30 protein-coding genes are annotated in these 25,561 nt (G+C 51.8%); 18 read left to right on the forward strand and 12 right to left on the reverse strand.

Annotation, left to right across the window (positions count from 1 at the left end; genetic code table 11):
* Nucleotides 1-158: 158 nt before the first annotated feature.
* From MW898_RS06025 to MW898_RS06040, 4 genes are all read right to left on the reverse strand, one after another.
* Nucleotides 159-1,745 (reverse strand): N,N-dimethylformamidase beta subunit family domain-containing protein, encoded by a 1,587-nt coding sequence (locus tag MW898_RS06025; protein WP_248905468.1) that lies wholly within the window; start codon nucleotides 1,743-1,745, stop codon nucleotides 159-161.
* Nucleotides 1,746-2,206: 461 nt separating this feature from the next.
* Complete coding sequence (locus MW898_RS06030) at nucleotides 2,207-2,986, reverse strand: SDR family NAD(P)-dependent oxidoreductase (RefSeq protein WP_248905469.1); 780 nt, start codon at nucleotides 2,984-2,986, stop codon at nucleotides 2,207-2,209.
* 378 nt (nucleotides 2,987-3,364) lie between these two features.
* Entirely contained in the window at nucleotides 3,365-4,267 is a 903-nt protein-coding gene (locus MW898_RS06035; RefSeq protein ID WP_248905470.1) for a thermonuclease family protein, read from the reverse strand.
* Nucleotides 4,268-4,492: 225 nt separating this feature from the next.
* Complete coding sequence (locus tag MW898_RS06040) at nucleotides 4,493-5,770, reverse strand: L-lactate MFS transporter (RefSeq protein WP_248905471.1); 1,278 nt, start codon at nucleotides 5,768-5,770, stop codon at nucleotides 4,493-4,495.
* A gap of 365 nt (nucleotides 5,771-6,135) precedes the next feature.
* Here MW898_RS06040 and MW898_RS06045 point away from each other — a divergent pair, with 365 nt between their 5' ends.
* From MW898_RS06045 to MW898_RS06055, 3 genes are all read left to right on the forward strand, one after another.
* Complete coding sequence (locus MW898_RS06045) at nucleotides 6,136-6,822, forward strand: TenA family protein (protein WP_248905472.1); 687 nt, start codon at nucleotides 6,136-6,138, stop codon at nucleotides 6,820-6,822.
* A 192-nt stretch (nucleotides 6,823-7,014) separates the two neighbouring features.
* Entirely contained in the window at nucleotides 7,015-8,379 is a 1,365-nt protein-coding gene (locus MW898_RS06050) for an NRAMP family divalent metal transporter (RefSeq protein ID WP_248905473.1), read from the forward strand.
* Complete coding sequence (locus MW898_RS06055; protein WP_248905474.1) at nucleotides 8,376-8,930, forward strand: P-loop NTPase family protein; 555 nt, start codon at nucleotides 8,376-8,378, stop codon at nucleotides 8,928-8,930. Before MW898_RS06050 ends, MW898_RS06055 begins: the two co-directional genes overlap by 4 nt.
* A 93-nt stretch (nucleotides 8,931-9,023) precedes the next feature.
* On the opposite strand, the gene MW898_RS06060 is transcribed toward MW898_RS06055, so the two are convergent.
* Nucleotides 9,024-9,923 carry a VOC family protein gene (locus tag MW898_RS06060; RefSeq protein WP_248905477.1) on the reverse strand — a complete coding sequence of 300 codons (900 nt, stop codon included), beginning with the start codon at nucleotides 9,921-9,923 and terminating at the stop codon, nucleotides 9,024-9,026.
* Between the two features lie 1,026 nt (nucleotides 9,924-10,949).
* Here MW898_RS06060 and MW898_RS06065 point away from each other — a divergent pair.
* Nucleotides 10,950-11,645 (forward strand): hypothetical protein, encoded by a 696-nt coding sequence (locus MW898_RS06065; protein ID WP_248905479.1) that lies wholly within the window; start codon nucleotides 10,950-10,952, stop codon nucleotides 11,643-11,645.
* Nucleotides 11,646-12,126: 481 nt separating this feature from the next.
* Here the strand turns inward: MW898_RS06065 and MW898_RS06070 are convergent, their stop codons facing one another.
* The 3 genes from MW898_RS06070 to MW898_RS06080 are packed head-to-tail and all read right to left on the reverse strand — an operon-like array spanning nucleotide 12,127 to nucleotide 13,721.
* Nucleotides 12,127-12,735: a J domain-containing protein gene (locus MW898_RS06070; protein WP_248905481.1), complete on the reverse strand. Its 609-nt coding sequence runs from the start codon at nucleotides 12,733-12,735 to the stop codon at nucleotides 12,127-12,129.
* Complete coding sequence (locus MW898_RS06075; protein ID WP_248905483.1) at nucleotides 12,725-13,342, reverse strand: hypothetical protein; 618 nt, start codon at nucleotides 13,340-13,342, stop codon at nucleotides 12,725-12,727. Before MW898_RS06075 ends, MW898_RS06070 begins: the two co-directional genes overlap by 11 nt.
* Nucleotides 13,343-13,388: 46 nt before the next feature.
* Nucleotides 13,389-13,721: a helix-turn-helix domain-containing protein gene (locus MW898_RS06080; RefSeq protein ID WP_248905485.1), complete on the reverse strand. Its 333-nt coding sequence runs from the start codon at nucleotides 13,719-13,721 to the stop codon at nucleotides 13,389-13,391.
* A gap of 390 nt (nucleotides 13,722-14,111) precedes the next feature.
* On the opposite strand from MW898_RS06080, the gene MW898_RS06085 reads away from it, so the two are divergent.
* Nucleotides 14,112-14,435, forward strand: a complete 324-nt coding sequence (locus MW898_RS06085) for a hypothetical protein (RefSeq protein ID WP_248905487.1) — start codon at nucleotides 14,112-14,114, stop codon at nucleotides 14,433-14,435.
* A 321-nt stretch (nucleotides 14,436-14,756) separates the two neighbouring features.
* On the opposite strand, the gene MW898_RS06090 is transcribed toward MW898_RS06085, so the two are convergent.
* Nucleotides 14,757-15,284 (reverse strand): hypothetical protein, encoded by a 528-nt coding sequence (locus tag MW898_RS06090; RefSeq protein ID WP_248905488.1) that lies wholly within the window; start codon nucleotides 15,282-15,284, stop codon nucleotides 14,757-14,759.
* 136 nt (nucleotides 15,285-15,420) lie between these two features.
* Between MW898_RS06090 and MW898_RS06095 the strand changes: the two genes are divergently transcribed.
* The 3 genes from MW898_RS06095 (at nucleotide 15,421) to MW898_RS06105 (ending at nucleotide 17,180) form a co-directional block, all read left to right on the forward strand.
* Nucleotides 15,421-15,813, forward strand: a complete 393-nt coding sequence (locus tag MW898_RS06095) for a hypothetical protein (protein WP_248905489.1) — start codon at nucleotides 15,421-15,423, stop codon at nucleotides 15,811-15,813.
* Nucleotides 15,814-15,906: 93 nt separating this feature from the next.
* On the forward strand, nucleotides 15,907-16,140 hold the full coding sequence (locus MW898_RS06100) for a DUF4177 domain-containing protein (protein ID WP_248905490.1): 234 nt from the start codon (nucleotides 15,907-15,909) through the stop codon (nucleotides 16,138-16,140).
* Nucleotides 16,137-17,180: a DUF7972 family membrane protein gene (locus MW898_RS06105; RefSeq protein WP_248905491.1), complete on the forward strand. Its 1,044-nt coding sequence runs from the start codon at nucleotides 16,137-16,139 to the stop codon at nucleotides 17,178-17,180. Before MW898_RS06100 ends, MW898_RS06105 begins: the two co-directional genes overlap by 4 nt.
* Before the next feature lie 215 nt (nucleotides 17,181-17,395).
* Here the strand turns inward: MW898_RS06105 and gvpO are convergent, their stop codons facing one another.
* Together gvpO and gvpA are read right to left on the reverse strand one after the other, a co-directional pair.
* Nucleotides 17,396-17,929 carry a gas vesicle protein GvpO gene (gene gvpO, locus MW898_RS06110; protein WP_248905492.1) on the reverse strand — a complete coding sequence of 178 codons (534 nt, stop codon included), beginning with the start codon at nucleotides 17,927-17,929 and terminating at the stop codon, nucleotides 17,396-17,398.
* 172 nt (nucleotides 17,930-18,101) lie between these two features.
* Nucleotides 18,102-18,380 carry a gas vesicle protein GvpA gene (gvpA, locus tag MW898_RS06115; RefSeq protein ID WP_248905493.1) on the reverse strand — a complete coding sequence of 93 codons (279 nt, stop codon included), beginning with the start codon at nucleotides 18,378-18,380 and terminating at the stop codon, nucleotides 18,102-18,104.
* 182 nt (nucleotides 18,381-18,562) lie between these two features.
* On the opposite strand from gvpA, the gene MW898_RS06120 reads away from it, so the two are divergent.
* Genes MW898_RS06120 through gvpM form a run of 10 tightly spaced genes read left to right on the forward strand, consistent with a single transcriptional unit; the run spans nucleotide 18,563 to nucleotide 23,782 of the window.
* Nucleotides 18,563-19,192, forward strand: a complete 630-nt coding sequence (locus MW898_RS06120) for a GvpL/GvpF family gas vesicle protein (RefSeq protein ID WP_248905494.1) — start codon at nucleotides 18,563-18,565, stop codon at nucleotides 19,190-19,192.
* A complete protein-coding gene (gvpG, locus tag MW898_RS06125; RefSeq protein ID WP_248905495.1) occupies nucleotides 19,192-19,443 on the forward strand; it encodes a gas vesicle protein GvpG in 252 nt (83 codons plus the stop codon). Before MW898_RS06120 ends, gvpG begins: the two co-directional genes overlap by 1 nt.
* Nucleotides 19,440-19,892: a gas vesicle protein GvpH gene (gvpH, locus tag MW898_RS06130; RefSeq protein WP_248905496.1), complete on the forward strand. Its 453-nt coding sequence runs from the start codon at nucleotides 19,440-19,442 to the stop codon at nucleotides 19,890-19,892. Before gvpG ends, gvpH begins: the two co-directional genes overlap by 4 nt.
* Entirely contained in the window at nucleotides 19,889-20,470 is a 582-nt protein-coding gene (locus tag MW898_RS06135) for a hypothetical protein (protein ID WP_248905498.1), read from the forward strand. Before gvpH ends, MW898_RS06135 begins: the two co-directional genes overlap by 4 nt.
* Before the next feature lie 2 nt (nucleotides 20,471-20,472).
* Nucleotides 20,473-20,937 (forward strand): hypothetical protein, encoded by a 465-nt coding sequence (locus tag MW898_RS06140; RefSeq protein ID WP_248905500.1) that lies wholly within the window; start codon nucleotides 20,473-20,475, stop codon nucleotides 20,935-20,937.
* 5 nt (nucleotides 20,938-20,942) lie between these two features.
* Nucleotides 20,943-21,932 (forward strand): hypothetical protein, encoded by a 990-nt coding sequence (locus MW898_RS06145; protein WP_248905501.1) that lies wholly within the window; start codon nucleotides 20,943-20,945, stop codon nucleotides 21,930-21,932.
* On the forward strand, nucleotides 21,922-22,395 hold the full coding sequence (gvpJ, locus tag MW898_RS06150) for a gas vesicle protein GvpJ (RefSeq protein ID WP_373689876.1): 474 nt from the start codon (nucleotides 21,922-21,924) through the stop codon (nucleotides 22,393-22,395). The genes MW898_RS06145 and gvpJ overlap by 11 nt, the downstream gene beginning before the upstream one ends.
* The gene (locus tag MW898_RS06155; protein WP_248905505.1) at nucleotides 22,382-22,711 is read left to right on the forward strand and encodes a gas vesicle protein K; all 330 of its coding nucleotides are present in this window, start codon (nucleotides 22,382-22,384) and stop codon (nucleotides 22,709-22,711) included. The genes gvpJ and MW898_RS06155 overlap by 14 nt, the downstream gene beginning before the upstream one ends.
* On the forward strand, nucleotides 22,704-23,522 hold the full coding sequence (gene gvpL, locus MW898_RS06160) for a gas vesicle protein GvpL (protein ID WP_248905507.1): 819 nt from the start codon (nucleotides 22,704-22,706) through the stop codon (nucleotides 23,520-23,522). The genes MW898_RS06155 and gvpL overlap by 8 nt, the downstream gene beginning before the upstream one ends.
* 17 nt (nucleotides 23,523-23,539) lie before the next feature.
* Entirely contained in the window at nucleotides 23,540-23,782 is a 243-nt protein-coding gene (gvpM, locus tag MW898_RS06165; protein WP_248905509.1) for a gas vesicle protein GvpM, read from the forward strand.
* 910 nt (nucleotides 23,783-24,692) lie between these two features.
* Here the strand turns inward: gvpM and MW898_RS06170 are convergent.
* Complete coding sequence (locus MW898_RS06170) at nucleotides 24,693-25,535, reverse strand: DUF2071 domain-containing protein (protein ID WP_248905510.1); 843 nt, start codon at nucleotides 25,533-25,535, stop codon at nucleotides 24,693-24,695.
* Between the last annotated feature and the right edge of the window lie 26 nt (nucleotides 25,536-25,561).

Raw genomic sequence — 25,561 nt, forward strand, 5'->3', positions numbered from 1 at the left:
AGATTACACCTTTTACAGCGAGTCCGAAGTACTTTTTCAATTGTAACACTGGTACGTCAACTGAATGATTGCTAAGTTCGCACGTGGAGTGTACAGTAGATTCACGTGAATAAATCTCTAAAGAAGAGGATTTCAACAGAGCCTTATAGTATTATTCTTCAGTTCGGCTTCTGAAGGTCGTTAAGGACGTTTCGGGTGAACGCTTGGAGCCGCTTATCTGGTGTGAGCACTTCCGGCTTGTATTCCTTGATGTCTGAGAGTGGCCAGATTGTACTCGCCCACGAGGGATCTGGATCAAGTCGCCAGTTATAGCCGAGTGATCCTGTGCTGAATACGTGCGCGCCCGATGATGCCTCGTACGCCACCGCGTCGGCATTGGCGTCGCGGTGAACAGATGTCGGCAGAAGATCCTCGTCAGCAGTCCCTTCCTCGTAGTGGAAAAACGTCGTCAGTTCGCTCGGGGCACAATCCTCACGGATGTAGTCCCATTCGTGGCCAATGCAGCCAACGACTGTGTCGCCGGCTTTGAATCCTGTGTTGCGCATCCACGGGTGATCGAGCGCATCCTCAACGACAGTGTAATTAGGAGCCGCCTCACGTCCCGCCCCGGTCCCCATGACCCCAAGCAGTTCACACTCGGGCCGTGGATCAGGAAGATCTCGGAACAAGCCCGTTTCATCTTGCGTGTCAGCCATTGGATCGTCCTCTACGTTCTCTTTGTAACCAACGATCGTCCGATCGTCCTCGTAGCGAATCTGCCAGAGGGCAGTGTTTGCTGCAAGAAACGCAACGTTTGTTCCCGCATCCCGAGCTGCCTCGAACCCGTCGCGTTGGGCCCTGCTCCAGTACTCGTCGTGGCCTGAACTGATGATAAGATCGTGCCTTTGGAGCATCTCTGGATTGCGGTGGACATCGCTGTCCATGACGTACGAGACGTCATACCCCTCACGTTCGAGAAATCGAAGCGCGTGGATAGCGTAGCTCATGTGGAGTCTCGGTGCCTGTCGCGGACGGTCGTACGAAACGACATCCGCCGATTCCGTCCCGTTGTCGGTGTCCTCGTCAGTACTCGTGAATCCGTAGAGACTCTTTCCACCCCATCCATTGTACGCCTGTGAGGTGGCGTAGGGTAACTGAACGAGCAGCTTCGAGGGCTGTGCATCGTCCCGGGGACGGACTGCAAACGCGTGTGCCGTTGAGTCGCCTTTGTGTTTGCCACCAGTGCGAACGAACTTCGCCAAGTACAGTCCCGTCGTCCATTGCTTCGTCGTCTCAGCTCTGTCTGTGACCGGCCAGTTGCATTGAACTTTCCCCAATTGATCGGGATCAGGGATCGGCTGGACCGTGCCCCTCGACTCGGGAAGGCAGGCTACTAACCGTCCACCATCGCCGCCGTACCAGCCCAATCGATAGATCTCAACGCGGTACGATGACGGTGGGTCCGTGCTGACGTGAAATTCGACGGCTTCGCCAGATGTGATACTCGTCTGTGAGGTGTATCCCTCTATCCGGTGGGTTATTCGCCACGGCCGCGATCGAATCGGTAACGACGGAAACCAACGAGCGTCACCAGACTTTCTGTTCTCCACTGTGATAGGGTTCGCTTTCACTGTCCCAGCGGACGCCGTTGCACCAGCCACTGAAAGGGCCGCTGCCCCGGCAACTGTTCGCAGATAGCCCCGTCGGGAGACGTTCCCGTCTGATACACCGTCGCCGGTGCTATCCGCAAACTTGTCGTCGGACATGACACTCCCCAAGATGGCTCAATCAATAAAGATTTCTATTGTGAATGTCGGAAATCGCCCTGCTTAGGCCTTCATTCCCGTGAATTCGGCATGGTATACTGCTGCACTGTATCGCTTTCTTCGTGTAATTTCTCATGGAGGTATGAGTACTGATCCCCTCATTTCTTGAACAATCGTCATCTAATTCCACATATTCTACATCAAACACAATTAGTTTGTAATAAAACTTACAGTAGATAAAAACCGAACCTACGCATCATACTTCTTATACAATTTCTTGTTCAAGATGAATTGTCTGGTGAGAAATTGGGTGTTTTGGATGGACTCGGCGTTGATTACAGCGACTTCGAAAGATATGTTGTGGTCTGCACGATTGGTCAATCAAGCTCGCTCCAAACGGGTCGTCGTTGACACTCTGTCGTAGTGCAATTAGCAGTCGTCGATCGAGCCTGCATTCGGCATCACTCTCGGAACGTACTCGCCGAGAACCCGCCGTCGACAGTGAGTATCTCTCCTGTGGTGTAACTGGCTGCGTCACTAGCGAGATAGATGACTGCGCCCGCTATCTCTTCGGGACCTCCCATCCGCCCACCGACCGTTCGCTGCTCGATCGTCTCGTGGCGTGGTGTTCCTTCGGTGTAGGTTCCTGTGGTCTGCTCAGAGACGATGAATCCTGGTCTGACTGCATTCACTCGAATTTCGGGACCGAGTTCCTCAGCGGCGACTCGGGTGAACGCATCGATACTTCCCTTAGCTGCAGAATACGCTGCAAGGTTCGGGATAGCCAGTCTCGCCGACAACGATGCAATATTGATAACAGATCCAGTGTCCATCGCATTGGCGAACACCTGCGTCGCCCGGTACGTGCCGTCTATCTGGAGATCAAACACGTCCGCCCAGTCCTCCTCAGAGGCTTCAAGGACGTCTGTGCGTGCGATGTAGCTCGCAGAGTTGACAAGTATATCGACCCCACCGAACACGTCGAACGCATCGTGCTGTAGTCGCTCGACGGACTCCCGATCGGTCACATCGCAAGTCAGCTCGGCCGTGTCGGCTCCGAGTTCTCGGAGCGACGCTGCCGTGTTCGCTACCTTCTCTTCGGTCCGACTCGCGGCGATCACGTCGGCTCCATCGGCCGCGAATGCCTTGGCGACTGCTTGTCCAATGCCGCTCGTACCGCCAATCACGACAGCTCGCTTGTTCTCGACGGTCACTGGTGTATGCGTAAAATCGTCATTCATGACAGGATAACCGCAAAGCACCGACTTAGTGATTGTGGTGAGCCAAGCGTCGTTCGGAGAATGGTTTGAGTGCTTCTTTTCGACGATCGATCGACGCGGCGCGGGAGGTACATAAGAGACGGTGTCGATTGTCATCTGATTCGTCGAACTACTAACTGGGTCAGCTCCTATTGCTCTCGAATTCGAGTCTCGTTCAGTGCGCTCCCGTGCGTACAGGTGCGTACTGTGCTCGATATTCGATAGAGGCTACGTGAAGACGAACCATGAAACAGTATCGTTCATAGCCCATTCGTAGGTTAGCAGTATCGAACCGATGGAAATCATCCGACGGGTTATTTTTTAAAACGCTCTCTGACTTTTCATCACTGTTGAGATAGTCTAATCGAGATCACTACGTGGCGAATGGGACTGTGTCTGGGCAGATGTCGATCGGTTCTCAAAGCCCCACAAGCCGCGGCTATCTACTCGTGCGTCGGCTTCGATCGTTCCGAACGTCTCCCGAAGAGTGAACTCCGAATCGTCATACCGACGGGCGTACCCCCGCTCAAGCAACGCACGATTGAAATTCGTCTCGCCCTTGTAGACGTACACGACGAGTCGCCCGTGGGTGTCGCGTCTATCAGTGTCTGGGTCCGTAACAATGCGAACCTGCTCTCCAACCAGTTCGGTACGGGTGAATGTAGTTGCTCTATCTCCCCACAGCAAGAGCCAATTGCGACCCCGGGGTGTGTCAGGAATCCCGTATTCGTCGGGGGTCTCATAGGCGGTGTTGGTTTCCGGGGTGTCGACTCCAAGCAGGCGAACAAGATCGATCTTGCCATCCGAATACGCAACTTCAACTGTATCTCCATCGATGGCGCGCGTGACTGTTACCGATCGTTCTATCCCATCGTCAGTCGGGTTATCTGGTCTCGGAATGGGCGTCGGTGGTGGCTCAGATGTCAGTGTCGCTGTCGAAGTGACTGTGGGCGTCGCTGGTTGTGTTGTGGATGGTGAGGCTGTTCGTTCGGGGCCGACCGTGGAGGGGGATAAAGTGTCTGTCGCTGTTCCTGTCTGTATCTGTGTCTGTGTCTGTGTCCCCGAACTAGTTGCGATCAAGTGAATCGGTGTCGATGCTGGAGTCGACGCACGCGTGGTGGATGTCTGTGATACTGTTGCTGTCGGAGAGGACGTTTCCGTGGATTCGGGCGTCAATGAGGCTGGCTCATTATTGCTCCCGCATCCAGCAAGGGGGACGACAAGCAAGAGCACAAGTAACAGCACACGTATCTTGCTGGTCATTGCTGCTCCGCTAGCGGAGGTAATATGAAATAAGCTTTCTGTGTCTGCGGCCATTGGACACAATCAGAGTAACTGGGAGTCTATCCTCCATGCTTAGTGTTTTCTCCTGTGTGGTGAGGTGGTTTCTAACCGTTTCGTCACGTTGTTCATCACGTCTGGAACCACCGCGTCGTGTGTCTGAATTCAGGTTTCTCCCGATTTTGTTCGCTGAGCTGATCAGCCGATTCAATCGAGTGGGCTGGTTGTTGGGGTCTCCTGTGCCGATCGTACACTCTGAATCCGCCACCGCAAGAGACCAACGCAGACCAACCCAACAATCAATGCAATATTAATAATATAGAGCGCGGTCGTGTAACTCCCCGTCGTCTCAAGAATTGTCGACGCCAATGTCGGTCCTGCAACACCTGCAACACCCCAGGCAGTAAGGCTGTAGCCGTGAATCGCTCCGAGTTCCTTCGTGCCGAACAGATCACCGATGTATGCAGGAAGACAGGCGAATCCCCCGCCATAGCACGTGATAATCAAGAATAGGAGTCCTGCGAGAATCCACGCTCCCGAGATCTGTGGCATGAGGAAAAAGACGAGGATTTGAATAGCGAAGAAGATTGCGTACGTCGTTGTTCGACCAATATAATCCGATATACTGGCCCAAAAGATCCGGCCACCACCATTGAAGAGGCCAATATAACCAACAATAAACGCTGCAGTTGTCGCAGTCGCACCGCCGATCGACTGGAGCATCGGTGACGCGAAGGCTAGTAACATAATTCCTGCAGATACGTTTATGAAAATGATGAGCCAGAGCAGATAAAATCGTGGTGTTTTCCGTGCTTCCCTCGCTGTCAACTCTTCGAGGTCAGTCGAGGCACTGACGCCATCTGAACTCTCTTCTTCGAGATCTGTTTCATCCATACTATCCGGAAGCCATCCGTCGGGCGGCTTCTGAAGATAACTCGCGCCCGCAGACATCAAGACGAAGTATCCGATTCCGAGGACGTAGAAGGCGACAGGGATACTGAACGTCTGTATCAGATAGTTCCCGACAGGGCCAGTCACCAATGCCCCAGCACCAAAGCCCATGACAGCCAATCCTGTTGCCATTCCACGCCGATCAGGAAACCACTCAACGAGGGTGGAAATTGGGGAGATATACCCAATCCCGAGACCCATTCCTCCAATTACACCATAGGTCCCAAGGAACAGAACGAGGCTTTCCATCTGTACACTAATGCCAGCTCCAACCGTTCCGAGCCCATACAAACTGGCTGCTGTGAGGCCAGATCGTCTTGGACCGTACTTCTCAACGAAAATTCCCAGAAAGGCAGCAGTTAGCCCGAGAACGAAAATCGCAATTGTGAATGCGAGCGTTACATCGGATACTGCCCATCCGACAGTTGAGTGTAGTGGATTCTGGTAAATACTGTACGCGTACACTCCACCAATTGAAAGGTGGATTGCAACAGCCGAAAGCGCGATTAGCCAACGATTTTTATCGGTTTCCATAAGTTACATTCCCTAACAACAAGCGCTATCCGATATAATAAATTATTGTTGTAGGAAGATATTTCTTAATCTAAACTATATTATATGAATTGTCGAGTGAGATGATCAAATATTCGATGATGGCTGATGTTGGTTGTTGGGGGACGTATTCGTGAACAACCGCTAAATCGCCTCGTGGATGATTGAATCTCTCCTCATTCTACGAATCATCGTTTGACACCACTGATCACATACTGGAAGCGATACCTTATCATCGATATCCCAACTAAACACGAACGTGACCATTACTACGAACTGTTGCACACGTCAGCACGTTACGACCACCCGGTTTATAATGTCGCGCGGCGACAGGAGAGGTGGGATGTATGACAGCTGAGACGTTTGAAACGTATGCGGCTGCCCGAACGGACGCACGCTTTACCGAGTGGCTGCGTGAACGCTCCGAACCGGACTGGGCCGATGCCACTGAGCACCGGTTCGTGCGTGAACTCGGTGACGGGACCCTCGATGACGCACTCTTCCGGCGCTATCTCGTGCAGGATTATGCATTCGTCGGAACTCTTACGAGCGCCTTCGGCTATGCAGTCGGTCAGGCACCGACAATGGAAGCAAAAGGGAGATTGTCGGAATTTCTAGGGATACTAACCGACGAGGAGGACAACTACTTCGAGCGCTCGTTCGACGAGTTAGACGTTCCTGACAGCGACAGAATAGATCCATCGAAGGCAGACGTCACCGAAGCGTTTGAGGATCTATTGATTCGAGCCGCAGTTCAGGGAGGCTACGAGGAGGCACTCGCAGTGCTCGTTCCCGCGGAGTGGGTTTATCTGACGTGGGCGACTGCACCATCAAAACCTCCTGAGACGTTCTATTTTCGAGAATGGATCGAGATCCACAACACGCCAGCGTTCGAGACGTTTGTCGAGTGGCTACGATGCGAACTCGATAAGTACGGACCGAGTCTCAGCGAGCATCGACAGCGTCGCATCGAGCGTCTCTTCTGCCGGACCGTAGCGCTCGAAGTTGAGTTCTTCGATGCGGCTTACGAATAAGGTGAAACAGTGATCAGGGGTGGTACTCATTCGTGTATTGCTCGTTGGTCGTTATCAGTTCAGCCGTGTGTTCTCCGACTTCGATTATGTCCTTCCATGGATCAAATGACATCGATAGTATCACAAAGAAAATTATCCAGTGATATTATAATGTGGTAAGACTTTTGCACACTGACCCAAGAGCACGGTGATATGTGTCCGAACGAGACGAGATTCGATGTATCGTCGGTGACGGAAGGTAGCTGGCGGACGTATCTTTCCAAGATGGGTCCTTCGTGGATCGCTGGTGCTATCGCCGCCGGCCCTGCAACGATGGCGAGTGTGATCACAGCCGGTGCAACGTTCGGCTATACCCTACTGTGGGTCGTGATTCTCTCCGCGATACTCGGGGCAACCGCTCAGTATCTTGCAATGCGACTCGGCCTGCTAACCGAATCAGGAATCGTCTCTGTTGTCGAACAGCATCTCGGTGAGGGGTGGGCATGGGTGCTGGTTATTGACACCGTTCTCGCAGCGGGACTCGCCCAGCTGGTGATCATGAAAGGCGTGGCGGATATCAGTGCAACCGTCACGGGGAGTGATGCACGGATTTGGGGCGTCACGTGGGCCATCATTCTTGCTCTTGGATTGGCTGGTCACGGCTACAGGTTCATCGAACTCTTAGCAAAATTCCTCGTCATCGCTGTCGTCATCGCTTTCTTCGCATCCCTATTTTTCGTCCCTATCGACGCGTCTGGTGTTGCAGCGGGACTCATCCCTCAGATTCCAGCAGGCGTCGACGGTGCGCTCGTTGCGGCTGGAATCCTTGGTGGTGCCGTCCACATCACACTCATCACGATGCACTCCTACACGATGCACTCTAAGGGCTGGACGTCACGCGAGTATGGACTTGCAACGTTCGATGTCGGCACATCGATGCTTATTGCCTTTGGCATCTACAGCTTTGCAATCTTTATCGTTGCTGCGGGCGTCCTGCACTCGCCTACTGTGGCTGCGGCGGAACTCTCCGCAGTGGCTGCTGCTCAGGCGCTTGGCCCATTAGTCGGAACAAACGCCAAGTGGCTATTTCTCCTCGGGTTGTGGGGTGCAGCCGTCTCTACACTTGGCGGTAACACCATCGTTCCTCCGTATCTGATCGCCGATAAGCTAGGGTGGCGAACAGAGGTCTCCGACATTCGATACCGTGTGCTCTTGGCCGTCGTGGCACTGCTCTCGGGGCTAGGCGCGTTCGTCGGAGGATCCTTTTTTCCGCTACTGGTGCTTGTGCTGGCGTTCGGTCTTATCGGAACACCATTTGCCATCGTCGTCGTACTGTATCTTCTCAATAGCGAGGCGGTCCCGGAATCGAACTCGACGCTCGCAAATCTCGGCGGGATTATTCTCCTTGCAGTCACTACTATTCTCGCCGCTAACTTCGTCCGCACCCGAGTGCTTGGAAACCTCTCTGAACCTGTACCCTTGTTCGTCGCAGTCTTCGCTGCGGTGCTCGGAATCATCACCGTCGCTCTGATCGGTAAGTTTGTTCGTGAAGCTCTCGCTAGCTCCGTAATACAATGACGGATTTCCCATTCGAGCTGTCGGGGTCAACGCTCATCACAGGACCCTCAAACGTCGGCAAGACTCGACTGACGGCCCGTGCTCTCGACACGTGGGTGATGCGCCACGGGCCTGACGGTGTCGTTGTCTTCGAATTTGGACCCGAGTTCGAACACGAGGGACGTATCCTCGGCCGACACCTCTCGCGGTTTGGAACACTCCCAGACGATGTGTGGCTGGGCGGTTTTGATGCTTATGCGCCTCGTGCTGAGGGAGCGACGAATGAGGAATCTCAAAAGCTTGCTGCGGAAAACGCCGACCGAGCAAAGCGCATCATCGAGTCTGCACCAACCGATCCACAAGCAGTGTTTGTCAATGATGCATCAATACCGTTTCAACACGAACGGAGTCTCCCGAAGAGCCTCATCGAGTACTGTGATGGCTCAGATGCAGTAGTGGTGAACGCGTTTGAAAGCGACGAACTCGGGTCAGAGGATGACGTCTCTCAGCAAGAACGTGAGGCGCTTTCTGTCTTTCAAGCGTGGGCCGATCGAGTGATACGACTGGAGTGAGACCGACCTCGTGTTTTCATCAACGGAGAACAGCGCTGTGAGCCGCTCGAATCAAAAACTGCTTCTATTCAGTAGCACAGCTCGAGTAACTCTCTACTGTGCGTGGGCCTCGCGCAATCCGTTGATATCGATTTTCTCCATCTGGAGCAGTGCTTCCGTGACTTGTGCTGAGGTTTCGGCGTCTTCTTCTAAGATGTCGGAGAGGACTGCTGGCACAATTTGCCACGATACGCCGTACGGGTCCTCCAGCCAGCCGCACTGTCCTTTCACCCCACCATTTTCTGTGAGGCCGTCCCAGAAGTAGTCAACTTCTTCCTGATCCTGACAGTCGACAATGAAGGAAATTGCCTCGCTGAAGCCGTAGTCGTGTTCTCTTGCGCTATCCATTGTCACAAAACGCTGTCCTTCGATCGTAATATCGGCAAACATGACCGTTCCTTCCTCGTCAGGTCCTTCATTTGGGCCGTACCGGGTGATTTCTCCGACGTCTGATTCACTGAATATCGACGTGTAGAAGGAAATCGCTTCCGCTGCGTTACCACACTGATCGCCGACGAACATCAGTGACGGGACGATCTTCTGCTCAGGTCTGTCGTCATCGAACATCAACTGCCATGAGACGCCATACTTGTCTTCGGTCCAGCCGTATCTATCGCTAAATGGGTATGTATCGAGTGGCATATGCTCTCTCCCCCCATCCGACAATTCTGCCCAGAGTTGGTCTACTTCTTCTTTCGTGTGGCAGTTAACGATGAATGACACAGCGGGCGTAAATCTGAACTGTGGTCCGCCATTGAGAGCCACAAATTCCTGCCCTTCCAGCTCAAATGCCACAGTCATGACGCTCCCTTCTGGTTGGTCGGAGACAGCGGCTGATGCTGGATCGTACTGAGTGACTGTCCCAAGAGTCGAATTGTCAAAGACTGAGACGTAAAACTTCGCAGCTTCTTCGGCTTCTGTATCGAACCACAAGTTTGGTGTGAGTTTTTGCATGGTTTTGCTCTGTTCCATCTTCTACTGACTGGAATCGTTCCGCTCGCATTTTTGCTTCTGCATCTATTCGATATTTGATACCACTTCCATCGTGATTTGGCTCTTCCTGTTGCTTACGTTTCATCGGCTCTATTCAGAGCATTCCACAGAACGGTATGATGCTATCAAATCTCCCTAGTGTATGATTTTTCAGAGGTGAGTTATCCAGTGGGGTATAGGCCTTCAAAGAAGAAATAGACATGCCGAGTGGGGTGAAAGTGTAACTAACTCACAGATATTCATACGATACCTGTGATGGAAATGAGTGTACAATCAAGGGTCTCGTCAGTGGTCATTTCCGGCTCTGAAATAGTGAGTTGTACCCATTGACGGTTCTTTGATCAATATGGTGACTGTTTGAAGCAACAATGAGTACCCACTATTGGCTGAAGCACGTTGTGGCGACGGATCTGAAGTACGTCGTTGGTGAGATATTCAGCGTTTTTAGCAGATCATGGTGAGCCAACATTTCCTTTAAGTGGTTCTGGCGACAAGGTGAAGATATAGACGAGGTTCTGAACGGAGCTATATTTCTCTACACCTTCCAAGTGAGATCTATCGGTGATTCACTGGTTAATGGACATTACCAGATTGTTTAGTAAATCTACTCTGATCCCAGTATTTTATATTATTCACCACCGAATATTAGGGTAATAAGCGACTCTAATGCTGATCATAAACCCTGTCTGCTGGCACGCATCTCGGTCATGGAGAGATGACTCATTCGTACCCTTGCTTCACGAGTCGCAACCGAGGCGTTGGCTCACTCATAAAGCGCCACCAACATTCTGGAACGACCTCTTGCTATACAGTGGAAGATCGATCAATTCCCAATCACCGAAGTCCAGTATCAACGCCTATGTCCGATATTTGCAGTGCGCAGTTTTGCCTGAGAATTGCTATCCGCTCTCCTGTGCGCACCGACCGTCTGATCACTCACGACGAGACCGTCAACAATGAGCGACGTCAACCGCGGGGATAATCGAAATGCCTGATCGGCGCACCCGTCGTGGGGACCGCTCTCGTCCCCGAGATAGTCGCCGTCAACAGCCACCTGCTCATCATCCGTGGATTGAAAGCATTCTCATTTGTCACTCTTATCTCATTCTCACCGTGACCTGTGTCGGTCAAATTCTCCACGAATACGCCCATAAACGTGCGTGTGAGTACCTAGATGTCACGGTAGAGGATGTCTGCTACTTTCGGTTTGCCGTCCCACCTGGCTACGTCAGCTATCGGACACCACGATACTACAGGGACCGAGTCGGCATTGCTCTGGCCCCGATTTTCAGTAACACGTTGATCGCGGCTGTCCTGCTCTGTGGCATGATCGGTGGGCTTGATCGGTGGGGAATTCCGCCGCTTTCAGCGGACTTCTTCAGAGCTTGGATTGGATTTATTGGCACTGGCTGGCTCGGATTCGCCTGTGCGATGCATGCCGTCCCAAGTCGCGATGACGCCAATCTAGCATGGGAGGCCACCGTCGAACAGTTCCCCGCGATCGGCACAGTTCTTGCGCTCCCACTCGTCGTACTTGTGTACACGCTCTCACGGCTCGATTGGATTGGTATCGACTATCTCTACACGGCTGCGCTCTTTTCTGGGGTGTTTTCGCTCTATCACTCTGTGCCACTTCTCCAAATGACTGTTCAGACTTTACTTCAACTTCTGAGTGGCGTGTGACCGCTTTCGCCGTGCTACTTCAATAAGACAGAACAGTTCTTTCACTCAGATGACGGAAATGATACTTCGGTGAATATACAATCAAAAGATAATCGGGCGCTCTTGTCAAATAGCCCAAGTAGCGACGCGAGAAGAGACACAGGAGAGATCTATCACCGATTTACCAATAGGAGTTCTCGTCATTCACGCAGAGCCAGAGAGAAGGTGGGCCGTCATGTGAGCGAGGGCCCAGTCGAGGGTCCTCGCCCGGAGACCGACGGACAGCACCACCCGAGACCGAATGCGTTCCCCCATGCTCACCGACCATGAATGGGTAGCATGCCCTCCAAATAACTACCCATATTGACCACTTGTGGTGACATTATTGAGGCCCTGGCTTGCACTAGCAGGCATATCCTCAATTGTACAACTCTGTTGCCAGATCAGCCAGCGAGTCTCTGTGTCTCCTCTTCGTCGTTGGATCCGCTAGTAATCCTGAAAATCACGTCAACAGTGCTTCCTTTGCCTCACAGACACGCCGAAACTCCTCTTCGGAACCACCGTTGTCCGGATGGGCGGCTTTTACTAGCCGTCGGAACGCATCCCGAACAGTTGATGGATCAGCATCCGGCGGAATGCCGAGAATCACATGCGGTGGATGATCTGGCGAAGAATCACTCACATCCTCTGCCGGTGGAAGTCGGACGTTGGCGAATTCGCTTTCTCCGGTTTGTACCGGCTGGTTCTCCATCTTCCGCTTTTCACGGATGTAAAGAGACAGCGTCCGGATATTGTCTCGAAGACGTGCGTACGAATCACACGCTACAGCGTACTGGTCTTCATCTCGTGACCACCGAACCACTGCGCCAGGATCTGCGGGATTGGCGTCCGTATACGGGTACTGCGGGTTCGCCTTCTGATGTTCTGCAGCCGTCGAGAGATGCCACTCATCGACACCGATGCGCTCTAGCTCACCTGCCAAGGTGTCGATTGACTGCCGGATCGACGTCTCAAATGGAGTGTCCTGTGTCCGTTCGTGCGACGGCGTTCGGTCCCAGCCAACTGGCCAGTCGAGAGTGTTGCTGTCCGTTCTCGAAGACTTACTCGGCATCGTCACCAGCCCTGGGATGTGCATCCATGTAGTGCTGCCACTGTCTGCAGGCAGTCGCACCGTCCATTCCTTCTGCTAGTAGCGTGACGTTCTGCTCTTCGGTGAGTACAAGCGCATACGGCTCAGTTTCCTCCGAGAGCTCGTCCCACGCTGCTGAATCTTTGAGGATACTCAGACGGGTATCGTCAGCCGAGTTCGATGCATCGACGCTTCGATTTGAAACGGTGTTCGGAGAGAGCTTCCAGCCCGCACCGAGCAACGCGTGTACGTCTCGGAACGAATTCTCTGACGGATTCGGTGGCACTGAGGCGACGTGCTCGAATCCCACATGTTCGAACACGCGCAGGCTCTTCTCAATGTCGTCTGTCGAAATCAGGTATTCGGACGGTGTTCTGTTTCCAGTCGCTTCACCTGGAACGAGGCCCAGAAAATCACCGTCAGCAATGGACGTGATAGTAACACGGCAGCTATCCGACCCACCCATCTCTCGACGTAGTTCGTACAGCGGCCGGTCGCCGTCGTATAATTCCATATACGTCGCGTACTCGAGTTCCTCGTAGGCAGGGTGGGTGGCAAGCTTTGAAGACAAACTCTGACACTTACTCATCAGGACCCTCCACAGAACCTATCTCCGAACCTATTGTCGTATTTAATCATGTATACAGATAATCCTCTTTGTACACTACGTCACCCACGATAATCGTTGCATCAAGCTCTTGGCTCAGTCGCTTGCGGGTCCTCGCAGTATCAGTTGTTTCGTCGGTCCGCCACCAGACGATTCGTCCCGCTGACTTGCGCCGCTCAATCCGACCCCCCCGGTGTAACTCGGTGAGTTTCTCTCGTGCCGTCTCGGGCGTACAACCGAGCGAATCAGCCACATCTGAGGATGTGATCGCCGGCCCAGCCATGGTATCAAAGACGCCAACCACAGCATCAAGGGTAACTGTCTCAATAAAGTCTCCCGTTTCACCATGCTTTCGAGGCATATCGATACGACAAAACACACCGAAATAAGACTTTTCTGTATCGCGATATGTCGTGACAATATGCTAAGAACTATCGCAGTAATGATTATACCGATGGCTGAAATCACGATGGACTGTTTTTAACTGATAGTTGTTTTCATGATAGGAGGATATTTATTCTGTATAAATTATAGTATGTTCACAATATCCGTCTACAATGGCAGAAGTTATCGCAATTGGAGTTCTATTATATCTATATTATTACTGCTATTTCGAGTTATACCTAAGTGTAGAGATAGCCTTTATACGCTGGGTGTGCACGTGTAGAAATGTGCTGGGATGGTGCCACCTCAACCGTCGACATGATGTCATGGGGAAGGTGAGTTCGCACCCAGTGAATGACAACTAACAATGAGACGAACTATTCAGCTTTCAGTGACCGCACTCATGCTCGTGAGTCTACTCGCAGGGGCCTGCGCTGGGTCTGCCGGCGCAACGTCGTATGCCAAAAAAGTCGATGTCGATAAACGAGTAAACGATAACGCGGATAATAACGCGGATACGACAACGAACAATCCTGTGATTGGGATTAATAACGAGAACAACAACACGAACGGCAACAATCTCGAGAACACCAACACCAACAGCAACGCGAATAGCGCTAACGCGAACGCGGACGCCAACAGTAGCGGTCTCGGTCTCGACGTGAGTGTTGGTGGACTTACGGATGGATAACGCTGCTATTCACAGCAAGACACACAAGCGATTGCTCGATCGCTTCAGACAGCAGTGATCGCCAGCGGAGCGCTGTCGAACGCCACAGCGCTCGGCAATAATCAATATATAATCTTCCACGCATCTAACACATTGGATAGTGACAACAACAAGAGGGAGTGTCATTTGATATATGGCCAACAGAACATCCAATGAAGCGCAGCAGACGCGCGATTCGAAACGCGTCGAGTTCACGAACACCACTGTCCTCGCCACAAGTAATATCTGAATTAATCGTCCCGAACGACGGAAGTCGAGATCAAATCACAGAAGAATATACGATTAGTAATCAGTTGATTCCTCCGTGACTTCGATAGCTGTATCTGTGTCCATATTCCAGGTCTCAGTCGCTTCGCTGCCGATGCCAGGAAGGTAGTCGCGGAGACCGCTCTCTTGTGCTGCTGTGGTAATCTCGGTTGCCAGTCGGTCGAGTTCTTCACCATCAGTGAGTGTGCTCACCCGATCGGCGACGGCGTCGGGATCACCGTATTCGATGAACGCCTCCACTGCTGCCTCTCCGAGTTTCTCACCGATGACGTTCCCGACTGCTGTTTCGATGAGCTGGCCGAGTGGGAGATAGCTCGTCAGTTCAGTCGCAACACGTCGGCCGATAAGCCGACCGATAACTTTACCAGCTTCTTCAGTATCGACGGCCTCATCCTCTATGTCCTCAAACTCACCGTCAAGTAGCTCTTCTATCTCGATGGCTTCGAGCAGACTATGGACGGCATCTGCTGTGAAGTACGTCTCTAGCCCTGTCGCTATCGCATCGCGTGTACTATCTGGAATTGTCTCTGATTCAGTGTCCATCATCTAAAATATCAGTCGCGCATCGGATAAGGCTGATCCATGATACATCCAGTGACGGTTCAACGTTGGGATGTGGACCTGTATTTGTAGAGTATGAATAGAACCATTTTTTATGCTAGTACTTGGATGTGAATATATGGCTGCGATATCCTCACGAAACGTTCTTTTGACCATCGTCGTCTTCGGGCTGATGTTCAGTGGTTGTCTTACACTCAGTCCGTCAGTTACGACAGAGACGAGCGAATCTTCCGTGTTCAAAAGCCTTTCAACCGATGAGCCGTGGGCTGGCCAACACGTCAGAGTAACTGCAACCCTCCGGTCAACTCCAGCAGCAGGGAACGTAACAACGATTACTATCATCGATGACAGCGGACAACCGTACGACACAATCAGTGTCGAATCTGGACAAACTACTGTCATTCTCTGGGTGCCCACCGATCAGACGTCGACGCTCGTCGCAAGTAATAGTGTCAATTCAACATCTATTGGTACGCTGAATGTCACTAGTAGCGGGAACCGCGTGTTATAATAGGTGACTGTCCAGTGTATCAAGAGAGCTAGAACGTTCTTGGACGCAAATAGTATGGAGTGGATTTTTACTGCTATTGAATGTGGGTAGTATATGGAGAAATCTGAACCCACCGATTCGAGCTGGGAGTACACGACGCTGCGGCCACCCAGAGGCGATACGAAAAAAGAAGCAGAGGATCCAACGGACGAGATGAACGAGCTAGCTGCTAAGGGATGGCGACTTATCGAGACCATCGATTATACGGGTGGTGGAACCAAATTTCTCGTGTTTGAGCGTCCCGCCTCGTCGGCTGCCGACCGGTCCCAAAATAAGAGACAATCATGAGCTCCGAGATCGATGAATCAACCGTTGATACCGACGTTGACGTCAGCACGGCGAATACGATGCGTGAACGGGCCGGTGAAAGTCGGCTCAAACTCTGGTTACTATTGCGTGCCAATCGTCTCGTCGTCACTGCTGTGTTGGCACTTGCAATCTTCGTCGTCTTCATCGTATCCGTGACGGTACTTCCACCACCGCTTGTTCCACAGCTCAACGCCGACGATACGATCGAGACGATGTTTTCGACGATGATCAGCGCAGTCATCACCGGTACCACGCTCGTCGTCACCATTGGGCAACTGGTACTCTCGCAGGAAAATGGTCCACTCGGCGACCAACGCGCACGGATGGAGGATTCGATGGATTTTCGAGATTACACAGAAGAACTCGTCGGAACGCCAAGTCCCGCGGATCCGTCTGCATTTCTCCGGAGTCTCGTCGATGTCTCACAAGACCGAGCTGAGGCAGTACGGGATGGACTCAGTGAGATCGACAGCGACCAACTGCAATGGGAAGTTGATGAATTCACGAACAGTCTCATTGGGAACTCTGAAACGGTAAGCGAGCAACTCGATGGCGCGAAATTCGGTACGTTCGATGTCCTATTTGCTGCCCTGAACTACAACTACGGTTGGAAGATCTTTCAGGTCGAACGGCTCCTGCACGACCATCAGGAGGACCTCGGTCAGCCCGAAAACGAGCTCTTAAACGAGTTGAAAATAGCGTTGTCGATGTTCGGGCCAGCACGCGAGCACGTGAAAACGCTGTATTTCGAGTGGGCCCTCGTCACACTCTCACAGTTGATTCTCTATGCGTCGATTCCAGCGCTCGCCGTCGCGGGCATCATGCTCACCGTCGTTGATGCAGGCACGCTCTCTGGGAGTACACTTGGTATTGAGAATATGACGTGGATGATTGGGGCTGCCTTTACTGTGACGCTGATTCCGTTCTTGCTGTTCGCGTCGTATGTTTTGCGGATTGTGACAGTCGCCAAGCGGACACTCGCAATTGAGCCCCTCATTCTCCGGGATTCACAACGCTAAAGCTCAGGTAACTCTGTGAATGGATACACGACCACGACTTTCGATCACTAATCAGCACCTGCCGAGAAAATCATACGCGACTATATAATCATATCTTGATCGTTATAGCCACTGTCTGTGTTTTTGTGGATAAAGCGAGATCTACCCCAGTTTTTAATAACGCATCCACGACTTACCAGATGTTATCGCTTTGTTTCAGATACCGCTTTGCCTATTCACTCCATCGAGGTCGTATCACCCCGTCGATAACGTTTGAGACATCGGTAGCCATGAATCTGACCGCTCGTATCGAGGAGTATCTCGTATCGTCCAAGAATGTCCTGCGTATCCGGAATCGCGCGGCGTTCAACGAACTCCCCAACTGCTTTCCACCCATCATCAGTCTGTTCCACTTCGGTAATACCATCGAGAGGACGGTTGATCAGTTCCGGCGTATGTTCATGGATCTGTTTTTGAATCTCTACGATGGAACTGCTCCCGTCGTTGGTTTCTGATTCCTCCATCCCTTCGAGACTGCGTTCGATCGCTTCCCGTGTCTCTTTGAGCGAATCGTCATCCTCATCGCTGTCAGTACTGTTCTCAAGCTCTTCGAATCGAACTTCGATGGCCTCTTTTGCCCCTTTTCGGTCCTGGCTCTCAGTCTCGGCCTCGTAAATCTCCTCGAGCGTTTCGGGATCGTCGATCGATTCGATTTCGTCCGTTAGCTCATCTATCGTACGAGTGCTTGGGTCTACGTCTGACTCAGCCATAGAGGTGTCTTCCAGCGATCGATTTCGAATTGTCCGATGGCGGTGCGGGCGACGTATCTATCGTCAAAACAGAACAACGGTCCGCAAACGCTCTCCGTTCATAGGGACAGCGATGCGGACTGTACTCTACAGACGAATCCCTGAATTGGGTCATTGTATTGTGTTGGAGTGTTCATGCCCCCGAATCTGGTTCTACCATCGGAGAAGTACCGATATCAAGCTCTTTGAGGTCTTGTAGGTCCTCCGATTGACTTGCTTGCTCAAGCTTCGTTATTGCTTCGGCATAATGCAAGAATGTATCGACGGACGCGACGACGATGCGTGCCTCGATGGTGAGAACTTCGATTCCGACGACCGATACCCGTGCCCAGATATCGATAACGATCCCTTTGTCTAGGATCCGATCCAGTACCTCTGCAAGACTGGCTGTGCTTGGACGTTCATTTGCCATTGGATATACAAACTAGCCAAGTCGGTGTTAGTGTCTTGCCTGCCCATGCAAGGCAAATAGACAAACACACTAGAAGTCTTCTTATTACACACGGTAGTAATGTGTATCCATAGGCGCAACGCCAATGACACTGCGCACAGGGGACGAACCACGTCACGTCCACTATCCGGTGTGTGATTCTAATGAGTGATGAGTATCTGTACGCGTACGGGATAATCGAAAACGAAGAGATAGATGCCAGCATCGAGGGCGTCGAAGGAGCAACACGAGCCTACACGATCGATCACCGGACCCTCTCGGCAGTCGTTTCGGATATAGAGACGATGGACCCAGAGCAAACGGACGAAAACGTTCGAGCACACGACGATGTTCTTCAGACAATTATGTTCTGGGAGGGAGGTCGAACCGTCGTCCCGATGCAGTTTGGGATGACATTCAAAAGTGCACGTCCACTGAAAAGCATCCTGAGAGGCGGACGACGGGCGTTTGTGCGCGCACTTCAAGACATGGATGGAATGATCGAACTCGGGGTGAAACTCCTCATCGATGAGGATGCAACGGTTGATCGGGACGCTGTACGCGAGTTCACGGTGGAACAGCTCGCCGCTGCGAGTGAACAGGAAGCAAAAAACGATCTATTCAGTGATCGACTCATCATCAACCGTTCGTACCTCGTTGATCGGGAAGAGCAGGCTGCGTTCGAGACGGCTGTCGACGCCATCACCGAAGAATACGGTGACACTGTAACCGTCCAGTATACCGGTCCCTGGGCACCGTACAATTTCATCGACATCGAAATCAGCTCCCAATAATGTTCCTGCTCGATGACCTCCTCTTCAGGCCGTTCGTGTCTGTGATCTCGGTTATTCAGACGCTGGCAGTCGAGGAGATCTATGATCGAACAGAGATCAAAAACGACCTGAAAGAAAATCGTCTCCTGTTCGAGATCGGGGACCGATCTCGCGCGGAGTACGAACGTCGTCAAGAGGAATTACAGACACAACTCGATGTGGCAGAGCAGGCCCACGAAACACTGAGCGGCAAGATACAGGTAAAACGATGACGAACAAGAGCAACAGAGAAAATGGTGGAATCGTCCAGACCCTTCGAGAGATTCTCGAAACGATCGTTGCTGCCGAAGAGGAACGCCAACGCCACGGGAAAGGATCGACCACCCTCGGTAAAACACGACTCGGCTATGAGTTCTCGATCGATACTGGAACTCTCTCTGACCTCGGTCCCGATTCCCGTACAACAAACTCGTCGGATCGGGCAACAGCCGTCCGGTATGTAGACGGAAACGTGCTAGTCACGATAGATATCCCCGAAGTGGATCCGGAAACAGTGTCTGCTGGCGTCGATAATAGAACGGGCGAACTCCTGCTCGGTATCGATGGGACGATTGAAGAACGTATCCCGCTCCGACAGAAAGGGCTCAAGATCGTTACCGCCTCCGTCACCAACGGCATCCTCGAATTTCACCTGCAGCCAATTGAGGCGATCAAAGAATGATCGACGTGACCAATCTGAAAAAGGTACGTGAGCAAAGGCAAAGACAGACGACTCACACGGGAGAGATGCCTCACGATGATGCGAGTTCAGTCATACTCCTAACTGATGGTGGTGATGAAGCTGAGAACAATGAGAACGACAGAACTGAAGACAACGAGAGCGATGGAACTGAGAATACTACTGAGGATAACGGAACTGAGAGCGATGGCGAGACGCAGGTTCTCTATCTCGACCTAGAGGGTCTGTTTCTCGATCTTCTCGGTCTTGAAGTTGACCTCAACGAGGTCATTCTCGATGTTTCAGCTGTTCGGGGGTCGGGGAATCTTCTCGGGAATCTTCTGTCGGAGGTCGCTGGGTTGCTCGATACCGATCTATCTGATATACTTGACGGAATCCTGCCGGATGACATACTCTCAGGCGTCCTTCCGGACGAGTTGCTCAGTGAGATGGATCTTGACGATCGAATACCATCACTTTCCGACGTTATGTTTGGAGTAGTGAATCTATTGCTGGATATGGTTCTGGATGCTCTCGAAGACGGGGAATCGACCGACGAATCATCGTCCGACACCCAATAATCATGAGCCAAAAAGAAGAAACAGTACAGAAGCTCTCACAGTTGCGATCGAAGCTGACCAGTGAGACGGACAGCGGAGGTCTCCGTGAGAAAATCGAGCCCGATCTCGATCAAGAGGCACTGCCATACAAGAACAGTATCGGTGAGATAGTCGGACGGCAACTCGGAGAGATGCTTGGTCGCCGAGTGGGTGAACAACTCGGTCGTGGCTTCGATGAGCGCTTCGGTAGTGAGACGATTCTATCGTCGATCAGTGATGGACTTTCGAACGAGATTGAGAACAACAAAGAGACGGAGACAGAAGAGTCCGAGGAATCAACGCAATCAGATGACTCGACAGAGGATGACTCGACCGGTTCCGACGATGATGACTCCGAAGAAGACCTCGATGAGATGTCGACAGAAGAACTCCAATCGTTGGCCAATCAGTTGATGGACGAACTTCAGCAACGGAGCGAAACAGAGTAATCGTTATGAGTAATTTCGAACACAGCACAGACTCGATCGAACCTATTGAAGAAACAGTTGGACGGCTGTCAGAGATCGTCGGGGAAACGAATATCAGTAAAAGCGAACAATCTGGTGGAACGGTAACAGACGATGCCCCAGCTAACGCAGAAGCACTGAACACGAGTGTGACTGAGTTATTAGAGCGAGCTGATGGGGCGGTCGAATCATTGCTCGTGGCGTTCAGCAGAGGGGCTGTAGAGAATGCCCTCGATGATTTCAACGATCTACGAGGTGTTATCGAAGAGACCGTCGAACTGCTCGAGACGGTCGATTTGACCGAAGTGGCGAGCGCTATCGACTACGACAATATCGATGAAGCGATCGATCCGAGCAGCATTACAGACGCGCTCAGCGAGGGTGACGTAGATGAAGCGATTCGATACAGCAAGCTACTGATGCTAATCGAATTCGATGAGTTGCTCAGTACGGTCGATATCCGGGACTTCAGGCAAAATAAGGACGAGCTTGAGGCGGCCGTAAACGAATTCGTCGACGATCGCAACGAAGACAGTGGTTGGATCGTGTTCGATGCGCTCAAATGGATCGTCGATACGATTGTTAGCGACAACGGAGAGAGCGAGGGGGTAGTCGACTCGATGGACGTTGACGTTAGTGATGCGACCGAGATAGCTTCGGGCGGACAGATGAAACAGGTGGCCATGCAGTCTAAACTGCGCGATGCGGTAGAAGAGTTCCGCGAGGGGCTCTTCGAGGCACACGAACGCATGAAAACAATGCGTGAGCAGGCCAGCGAGGAGATGCCCGAGACCGCCGGTGGTACTGAACAGCCGTCATCACGGAATCCAACGGCCTACTCGACGATGCCTCCCCGGAGGAGTCATCTCAGGACACAGTTCTCGACTGTTCCAAAAGATTCGCTCTACTCGAATGTATCGAATCCACCGCGGGTTTATGGCTCACGATTCGACACATTGAGGGATGATGATGAGTAGCGCTGGACCCACGCGTCAGAGCGATAGTCTCGCTGATGTGGTGGAACTCGTATTGGACAAAGGTGTCGTCATTAACGCTGACATCGCCGTTTCTATCGGTGACACGAAGTTGTTAGGAATACAACTCCGTGCTGCCTTAGCCTCCTTCGATACTGCCGCCAAGTATGGGCTCGAATTTCCTGAAGGAACGGATATGCAACGGGTCGCAGCAGCCGCTGGCGTTGACGAAATACCAGCAAACGAGACGCAAGCCAATGAGATAGATGAAGCGGACACTCCAACTGTTCAGACAGCGATCAGCCAAGTGAACGAAGGAGGCATTGAGCTGGATACTGAGGATTCACCTGACTCGGAGTCTGACACTGACAAGCAGTCCACTTCGGAACAGATTCAGCAGTCGACGAAGTCGTCCGAGAGTGATTCTGAGAGCGATCCGAACGAGGAGGACGATGACACAGATTGATATCGATGGTGAGAGCGCACGCGATGGGTTGATGACTCTCGTGATGACGGTCGTTGAACTGTTGGTCGAAGTCATGGAACAAGAGGCGATCCGCCGTATGGAATCTGGGGATCTCACCGATGAAGAGATTGAGCGGGTTGGAGCTCAATTCGCAGCGCTCGAAGCCGAAATAGAAGCGATCAAAGAAGACGAGCAGATCGATGAACCGGTCGATCAGCTCCGTGAACGACTCGATAATCTCGTTTCGGATGCTGTAATGACCATGGACGAACCTCCCCAACAGGGATACAGTTACAACCCAATCGAAGATGACTGAGCCTTCGTTCGAGACCGGTCGGTATCTCTACTGTGTCGTACAGCTTCCTGAGACAGAGTCAGTCGAGTTCTCAACGGTTGGCGTCGATGACGAGCAGGCGTATTTACTGACAGCAGGGACGATCGGCATCGTCGTTCACGACTGTGATACACTCTATGACTCATCGAATATCGATCTGGTGAGGAAATGGCTGTTAGCCCATCAGAACGTTATTGACACTGCAGGGGAGCAATTCGGCACGCCCGTACCGTTTCAGTTCGACACGATCCTTCGAGGTGACGATGAGCGCGTCCGAACGTGGCTCGAAAGCGAACGAAACACGTTCGCATCCCACCTCGACGCGATGGCGGGATGTTGGGAATACCGCATCGACGTTCTCCGTGATGAAGCCATCGTAGAAGAAGAATTGAGCGATGACGAGCAGTTAGTCGAAATCGATGACCGTATCGCTGAGTCTGCGTCGGGCACGAGTCATCTCCTCGAGAAAAAGTATGAGCAGCGACTCAAGACGTTGAAACAAGAGCAACGTACCGATCGAACAGCCGGTCTTACAGAGCAGCTCAGTACAATCGTGCACGATTTGCAGGATCTCGGTCAAAAACAGACGACGCTCAATACAGATGCCGATATCGACGAAGCGCTGATCAGAGAAGCACGACTTGCGATCCTCGCTCACGAAGAGCGACAAGATGAGATTGGTGATTTGCTCGATGACGTCGCAGCTGAACCGGGCGTCGAAATACGCTTCACCGGTCCATGGCCTCCATATACGTTCACACCAACCATCGAGAATGACAGCTCTGAAAATTAACGTAAAAATTGAAACAAATGGAACCTAAACGATCCGAGGATGGAATCGTCGATCTCGTCGACGTCATTCTCCGAGACGGAGCGGTTATTCAAGCTGATGTCATCATCACTGTTGCTGACGTCCCACTCGTTGGACTCAAGCTCCGGGCAGCACTTGCTGGCATGGATACCATGACGGACTATGGGTTGTTTGAGGCGTGGGATACGCGCCAGCGTGATCGACACCGGGAGCGACAGGAATCATCCAACATTGAGCAGTAAATGCGGACAGACGGTGTCAGTGATCACAGCTTGATCGAGAAGCGATAACCGAGCGGTACGATAGACAACCAGATAATACTACTGTGAAGTTGTGACCGATGGATGCCAGTATAACTAACTACTGGATGATGGCTCTCTAGTACTGTAGACCTAAACTTGTGTTGTCGTCTCGATCAGTAGTAGCTGTCTTGAGTGATTGTGGTTCAATCCAGCGAGGAAGGAGATCTGTAGAGTTCCCAACCGATCGGTCGTAGCGTGTTGTCTGCCTACTCAATGTCTACTGCCACGTGATTGTTTGTCCGGGTGATGAGGGGCACAGAAATGGGATGGTCGAATTCGATAACTCGATCGGAGTAAGAAGCTCAGCCGGATCTGAGAGCGTCTCGATTGTCTGGAACCCAAGTATTTGTCGATCCATGTTAGACTTATACACTACTTGTTGTTACGAGCATACGTTTGTAATGGGTATTTCATCGGTCATCGTGCTCCCCATCATTTACAGCGCCAATGAGTATCTTCGATCTTGTTTTATTCTACACGTGAATACCTGTGCAGACTACTATCCGAAACGTCATTATGGGCGAAAATGAATAACCGGTAACCTTATCAAGATGAGGATATCCTTTAACCAAATCTGTAGATATCATACTACGGTCACGATAGAGAATGAGAACTCGAGGTCGGTCTTACTAACCTATATTGTGGTATATGATGCATTTTATTTTGTAAATTATCCAAAGGCGAGATAATCAGGAGTTTACAGCGTCATATCGCAAGGAATCGCTCGTGACCTGCTGAGAGATCGGTGGCCGTCAGGGTGAACGAACTCGTCGTCTCACTGATCATTGTTGATCATCGTTAGTCCACGGAAGTCGAATTATTGTTCAGAATACCCTACATATTTGGGTACTCAGTCAGCTGCGGGAACTGGAGAGTTTCCACGTGATCCTGTGACCGTCTTGGCAGGATCATACAGCCAGGCGCGTTTCCAGGTCTGATCGACGTCTCCCATGTAGAGCGCGCAGTCCAGAGTCAGGTCTATGTCATAGGACTCGACGAGATAGTCGATAAGCGATGAGTCAAGCGAGAACTCATGACAGAACGAAACATCCCAGTTTGGGTAGTCAATGTCTTGGAACGAAAGTTGATTGCGGGCAAAATTATAGCCACAGCTCCCATCGAGTTCGAGCACAAAGTCCGTCGCTTCCTCGACATCCTGAAAGACTGTCGACTCCGGTGGTTCGTTGTTCACGGTGTCTATCGACGCAGTAAGTTCCGCGTCACACAGCGAGTCATTGGCTTGACAGCGAAGTTCGTACGTCTCACCGTCGTCGAGCCGATCAAACGATGAAGTCGCTTTGCGGAAGTGTGAGAAGTAGCCTCCACACAGACCTAGTACGCGAGAAGAGGTGTCCGAGCGGAGCGTGTAATAGGCCCGGCGTCGCTGTCCGTCCTTCGTAACTGTAACGCTGATACGACAGAGCATCTCGTTCGTGTGAATTCGTGGTACGGGAACGGGTCCAAGCTTCGTCACCGAAAAATCACACGCACACATACTGAGCATTCCATCGCCTGTGTCACGAATTTCCTCAGGAGTCACACACGAGGGGAGGAGTCGCTCAAGCTGTTCTAGTGGCACTCGATAGTTCACCGTGACCCGCTTGTTGGTCCACGATTCAACGTCGATCGGTTGGTGATACACCCGCCCGAGACGCTCTTGCAGCGACCGGGTGCGTTGCGTATATTTTTCCACAGAATAAAAATCATGTAGCCTTAACA

It is taken from the genome of Halocatena marina, from assembly GCF_023276375.1.
Lineage (GTDB): Archaea > Halobacteriota > Halobacteria > Halobacteriales > Haloarculaceae > Halocatena > Halocatena marina.

Excerpts from the sequence above, each read along its gene's own strand:
- MW898_RS06145 (WP_248905501.1), top strand. The coding sequence starts at position 20,943 with ATGAGTAATTTCGAACACAGCACAGACTCGATCGAACCTATTGAAGAA.
- MW898_RS06100 (WP_248905490.1), top strand. The coding sequence starts at position 15,907 with ATGGAGAAATCTGAACCCACCGATTCGAGCTGGGAGTACACGACGCTG.
- gvpM (WP_248905509.1), top strand. The coding sequence starts at position 23,540 with ATGGAACCTAAACGATCCGAGGATGGAATCGTCGATCTCGTCGACGTC.
- MW898_RS06055 (WP_248905474.1), top strand. The coding sequence starts at position 8,376 with ATGACGGATTTCCCATTCGAGCTGTCGGGGTCAACGCTCATCACAGGA.
- MW898_RS06025 (WP_248905468.1), bottom strand. The coding sequence starts at position 1,745 with ATGTCCGACGACAAGTTTGCGGATAGCACCGGCGACGGTGTATCAGAC.
- MW898_RS06065 (WP_248905479.1), top strand. The coding sequence starts at position 10,950 with ATGCCTGATCGGCGCACCCGTCGTGGGGACCGCTCTCGTCCCCGAGAT.
- MW898_RS06095 (WP_248905489.1), top strand. The coding sequence starts at position 15,421 with ATGGCTGCGATATCCTCACGAAACGTTCTTTTGACCATCGTCGTCTTC.
- MW898_RS06080 (WP_248905485.1), bottom strand. The coding sequence starts at position 13,721 with ATGCCTCGAAAGCATGGTGAAACGGGAGACTTTATTGAGACAGTTACC.
- MW898_RS06135 (WP_248905498.1), top strand. The coding sequence starts at position 19,889 with ATGATCGACGTGACCAATCTGAAAAAGGTACGTGAGCAAAGGCAAAGA.
- gvpA (WP_248905493.1), bottom strand. The coding sequence starts at position 18,380 with ATGGCAAATGAACGTCCAAGCACAGCCAGTCTTGCAGAGGTACTGGAT.
- MW898_RS06050 (WP_248905473.1), top strand. The coding sequence starts at position 7,015 with ATGTGTCCGAACGAGACGAGATTCGATGTATCGTCGGTGACGGAAGGT.
- MW898_RS06140 (WP_248905500.1), top strand. The coding sequence starts at position 20,473 with ATGAGCCAAAAAGAAGAAACAGTACAGAAGCTCTCACAGTTGCGATCG.
- gvpO (WP_248905492.1), bottom strand. The coding sequence starts at position 17,929 with ATGGCTGAGTCAGACGTAGACCCAAGCACTCGTACGATAGATGAGCTA.
- MW898_RS06075 (WP_248905483.1), bottom strand. The coding sequence starts at position 13,342 with ATGAGTAAGTGTCAGAGTTTGTCTTCAAAGCTTGCCACCCACCCTGCC.
- MW898_RS06030 (WP_248905469.1), bottom strand. The coding sequence starts at position 2,986 with ATGAATGACGATTTTACGCATACACCAGTGACCGTCGAGAACAAGCGA.
- MW898_RS06105 (WP_248905491.1), top strand. The coding sequence starts at position 16,137 with ATGAGCTCCGAGATCGATGAATCAACCGTTGATACCGACGTTGACGTC.
- gvpG (WP_248905495.1), top strand. The coding sequence starts at position 19,192 with ATGTTCCTGCTCGATGACCTCCTCTTCAGGCCGTTCGTGTCTGTGATC.
- MW898_RS06070 (WP_248905481.1), bottom strand. The coding sequence starts at position 12,735 with ATGCCGAGTAAGTCTTCGAGAACGGACAGCAACACTCTCGACTGGCCA.
- gvpH (WP_248905496.1), top strand. The coding sequence starts at position 19,440 with ATGACGAACAAGAGCAACAGAGAAAATGGTGGAATCGTCCAGACCCTT.
- gvpL (WP_248905507.1), top strand. The coding sequence starts at position 22,704 with ATGACTGAGCCTTCGTTCGAGACCGGTCGGTATCTCTACTGTGTCGTA.
- MW898_RS06040 (WP_248905471.1), bottom strand. The coding sequence starts at position 5,770 with ATGGAAACCGATAAAAATCGTTGGCTAATCGCGCTTTCGGCTGTTGCA.
- MW898_RS06045 (WP_248905472.1), top strand. The coding sequence starts at position 6,136 with ATGACAGCTGAGACGTTTGAAACGTATGCGGCTGCCCGAACGGACGCA.
- MW898_RS06120 (WP_248905494.1), top strand. The coding sequence starts at position 18,563 with ATGAGTGATGAGTATCTGTACGCGTACGGGATAATCGAAAACGAAGAG.
- MW898_RS06155 (WP_248905505.1), top strand. The coding sequence starts at position 22,382 with ATGACACAGATTGATATCGATGGTGAGAGCGCACGCGATGGGTTGATG.
- MW898_RS06060 (WP_248905477.1), bottom strand. The coding sequence starts at position 9,923 with ATGCAAAAACTCACACCAAACTTGTGGTTCGATACAGAAGCCGAAGAA.
- MW898_RS06085 (WP_248905487.1), top strand. The coding sequence starts at position 14,112 with ATGAGACGAACTATTCAGCTTTCAGTGACCGCACTCATGCTCGTGAGT.
- MW898_RS06090 (WP_248905488.1), bottom strand. The coding sequence starts at position 15,284 with ATGGACACTGAATCAGAGACAATTCCAGATAGTACACGCGATGCGATA.
- MW898_RS06035 (WP_248905470.1), bottom strand. The coding sequence starts at position 4,267 with ATGACCAGCAAGATACGTGTGCTGTTACTTGTGCTCTTGCTTGTCGTC.
- gvpJ (WP_373689876.1), top strand. The coding sequence starts at position 21,922 with ATGATGAGTAGCGCTGGACCCACGCGTCAGAGCGATAGTCTCGCTGAT.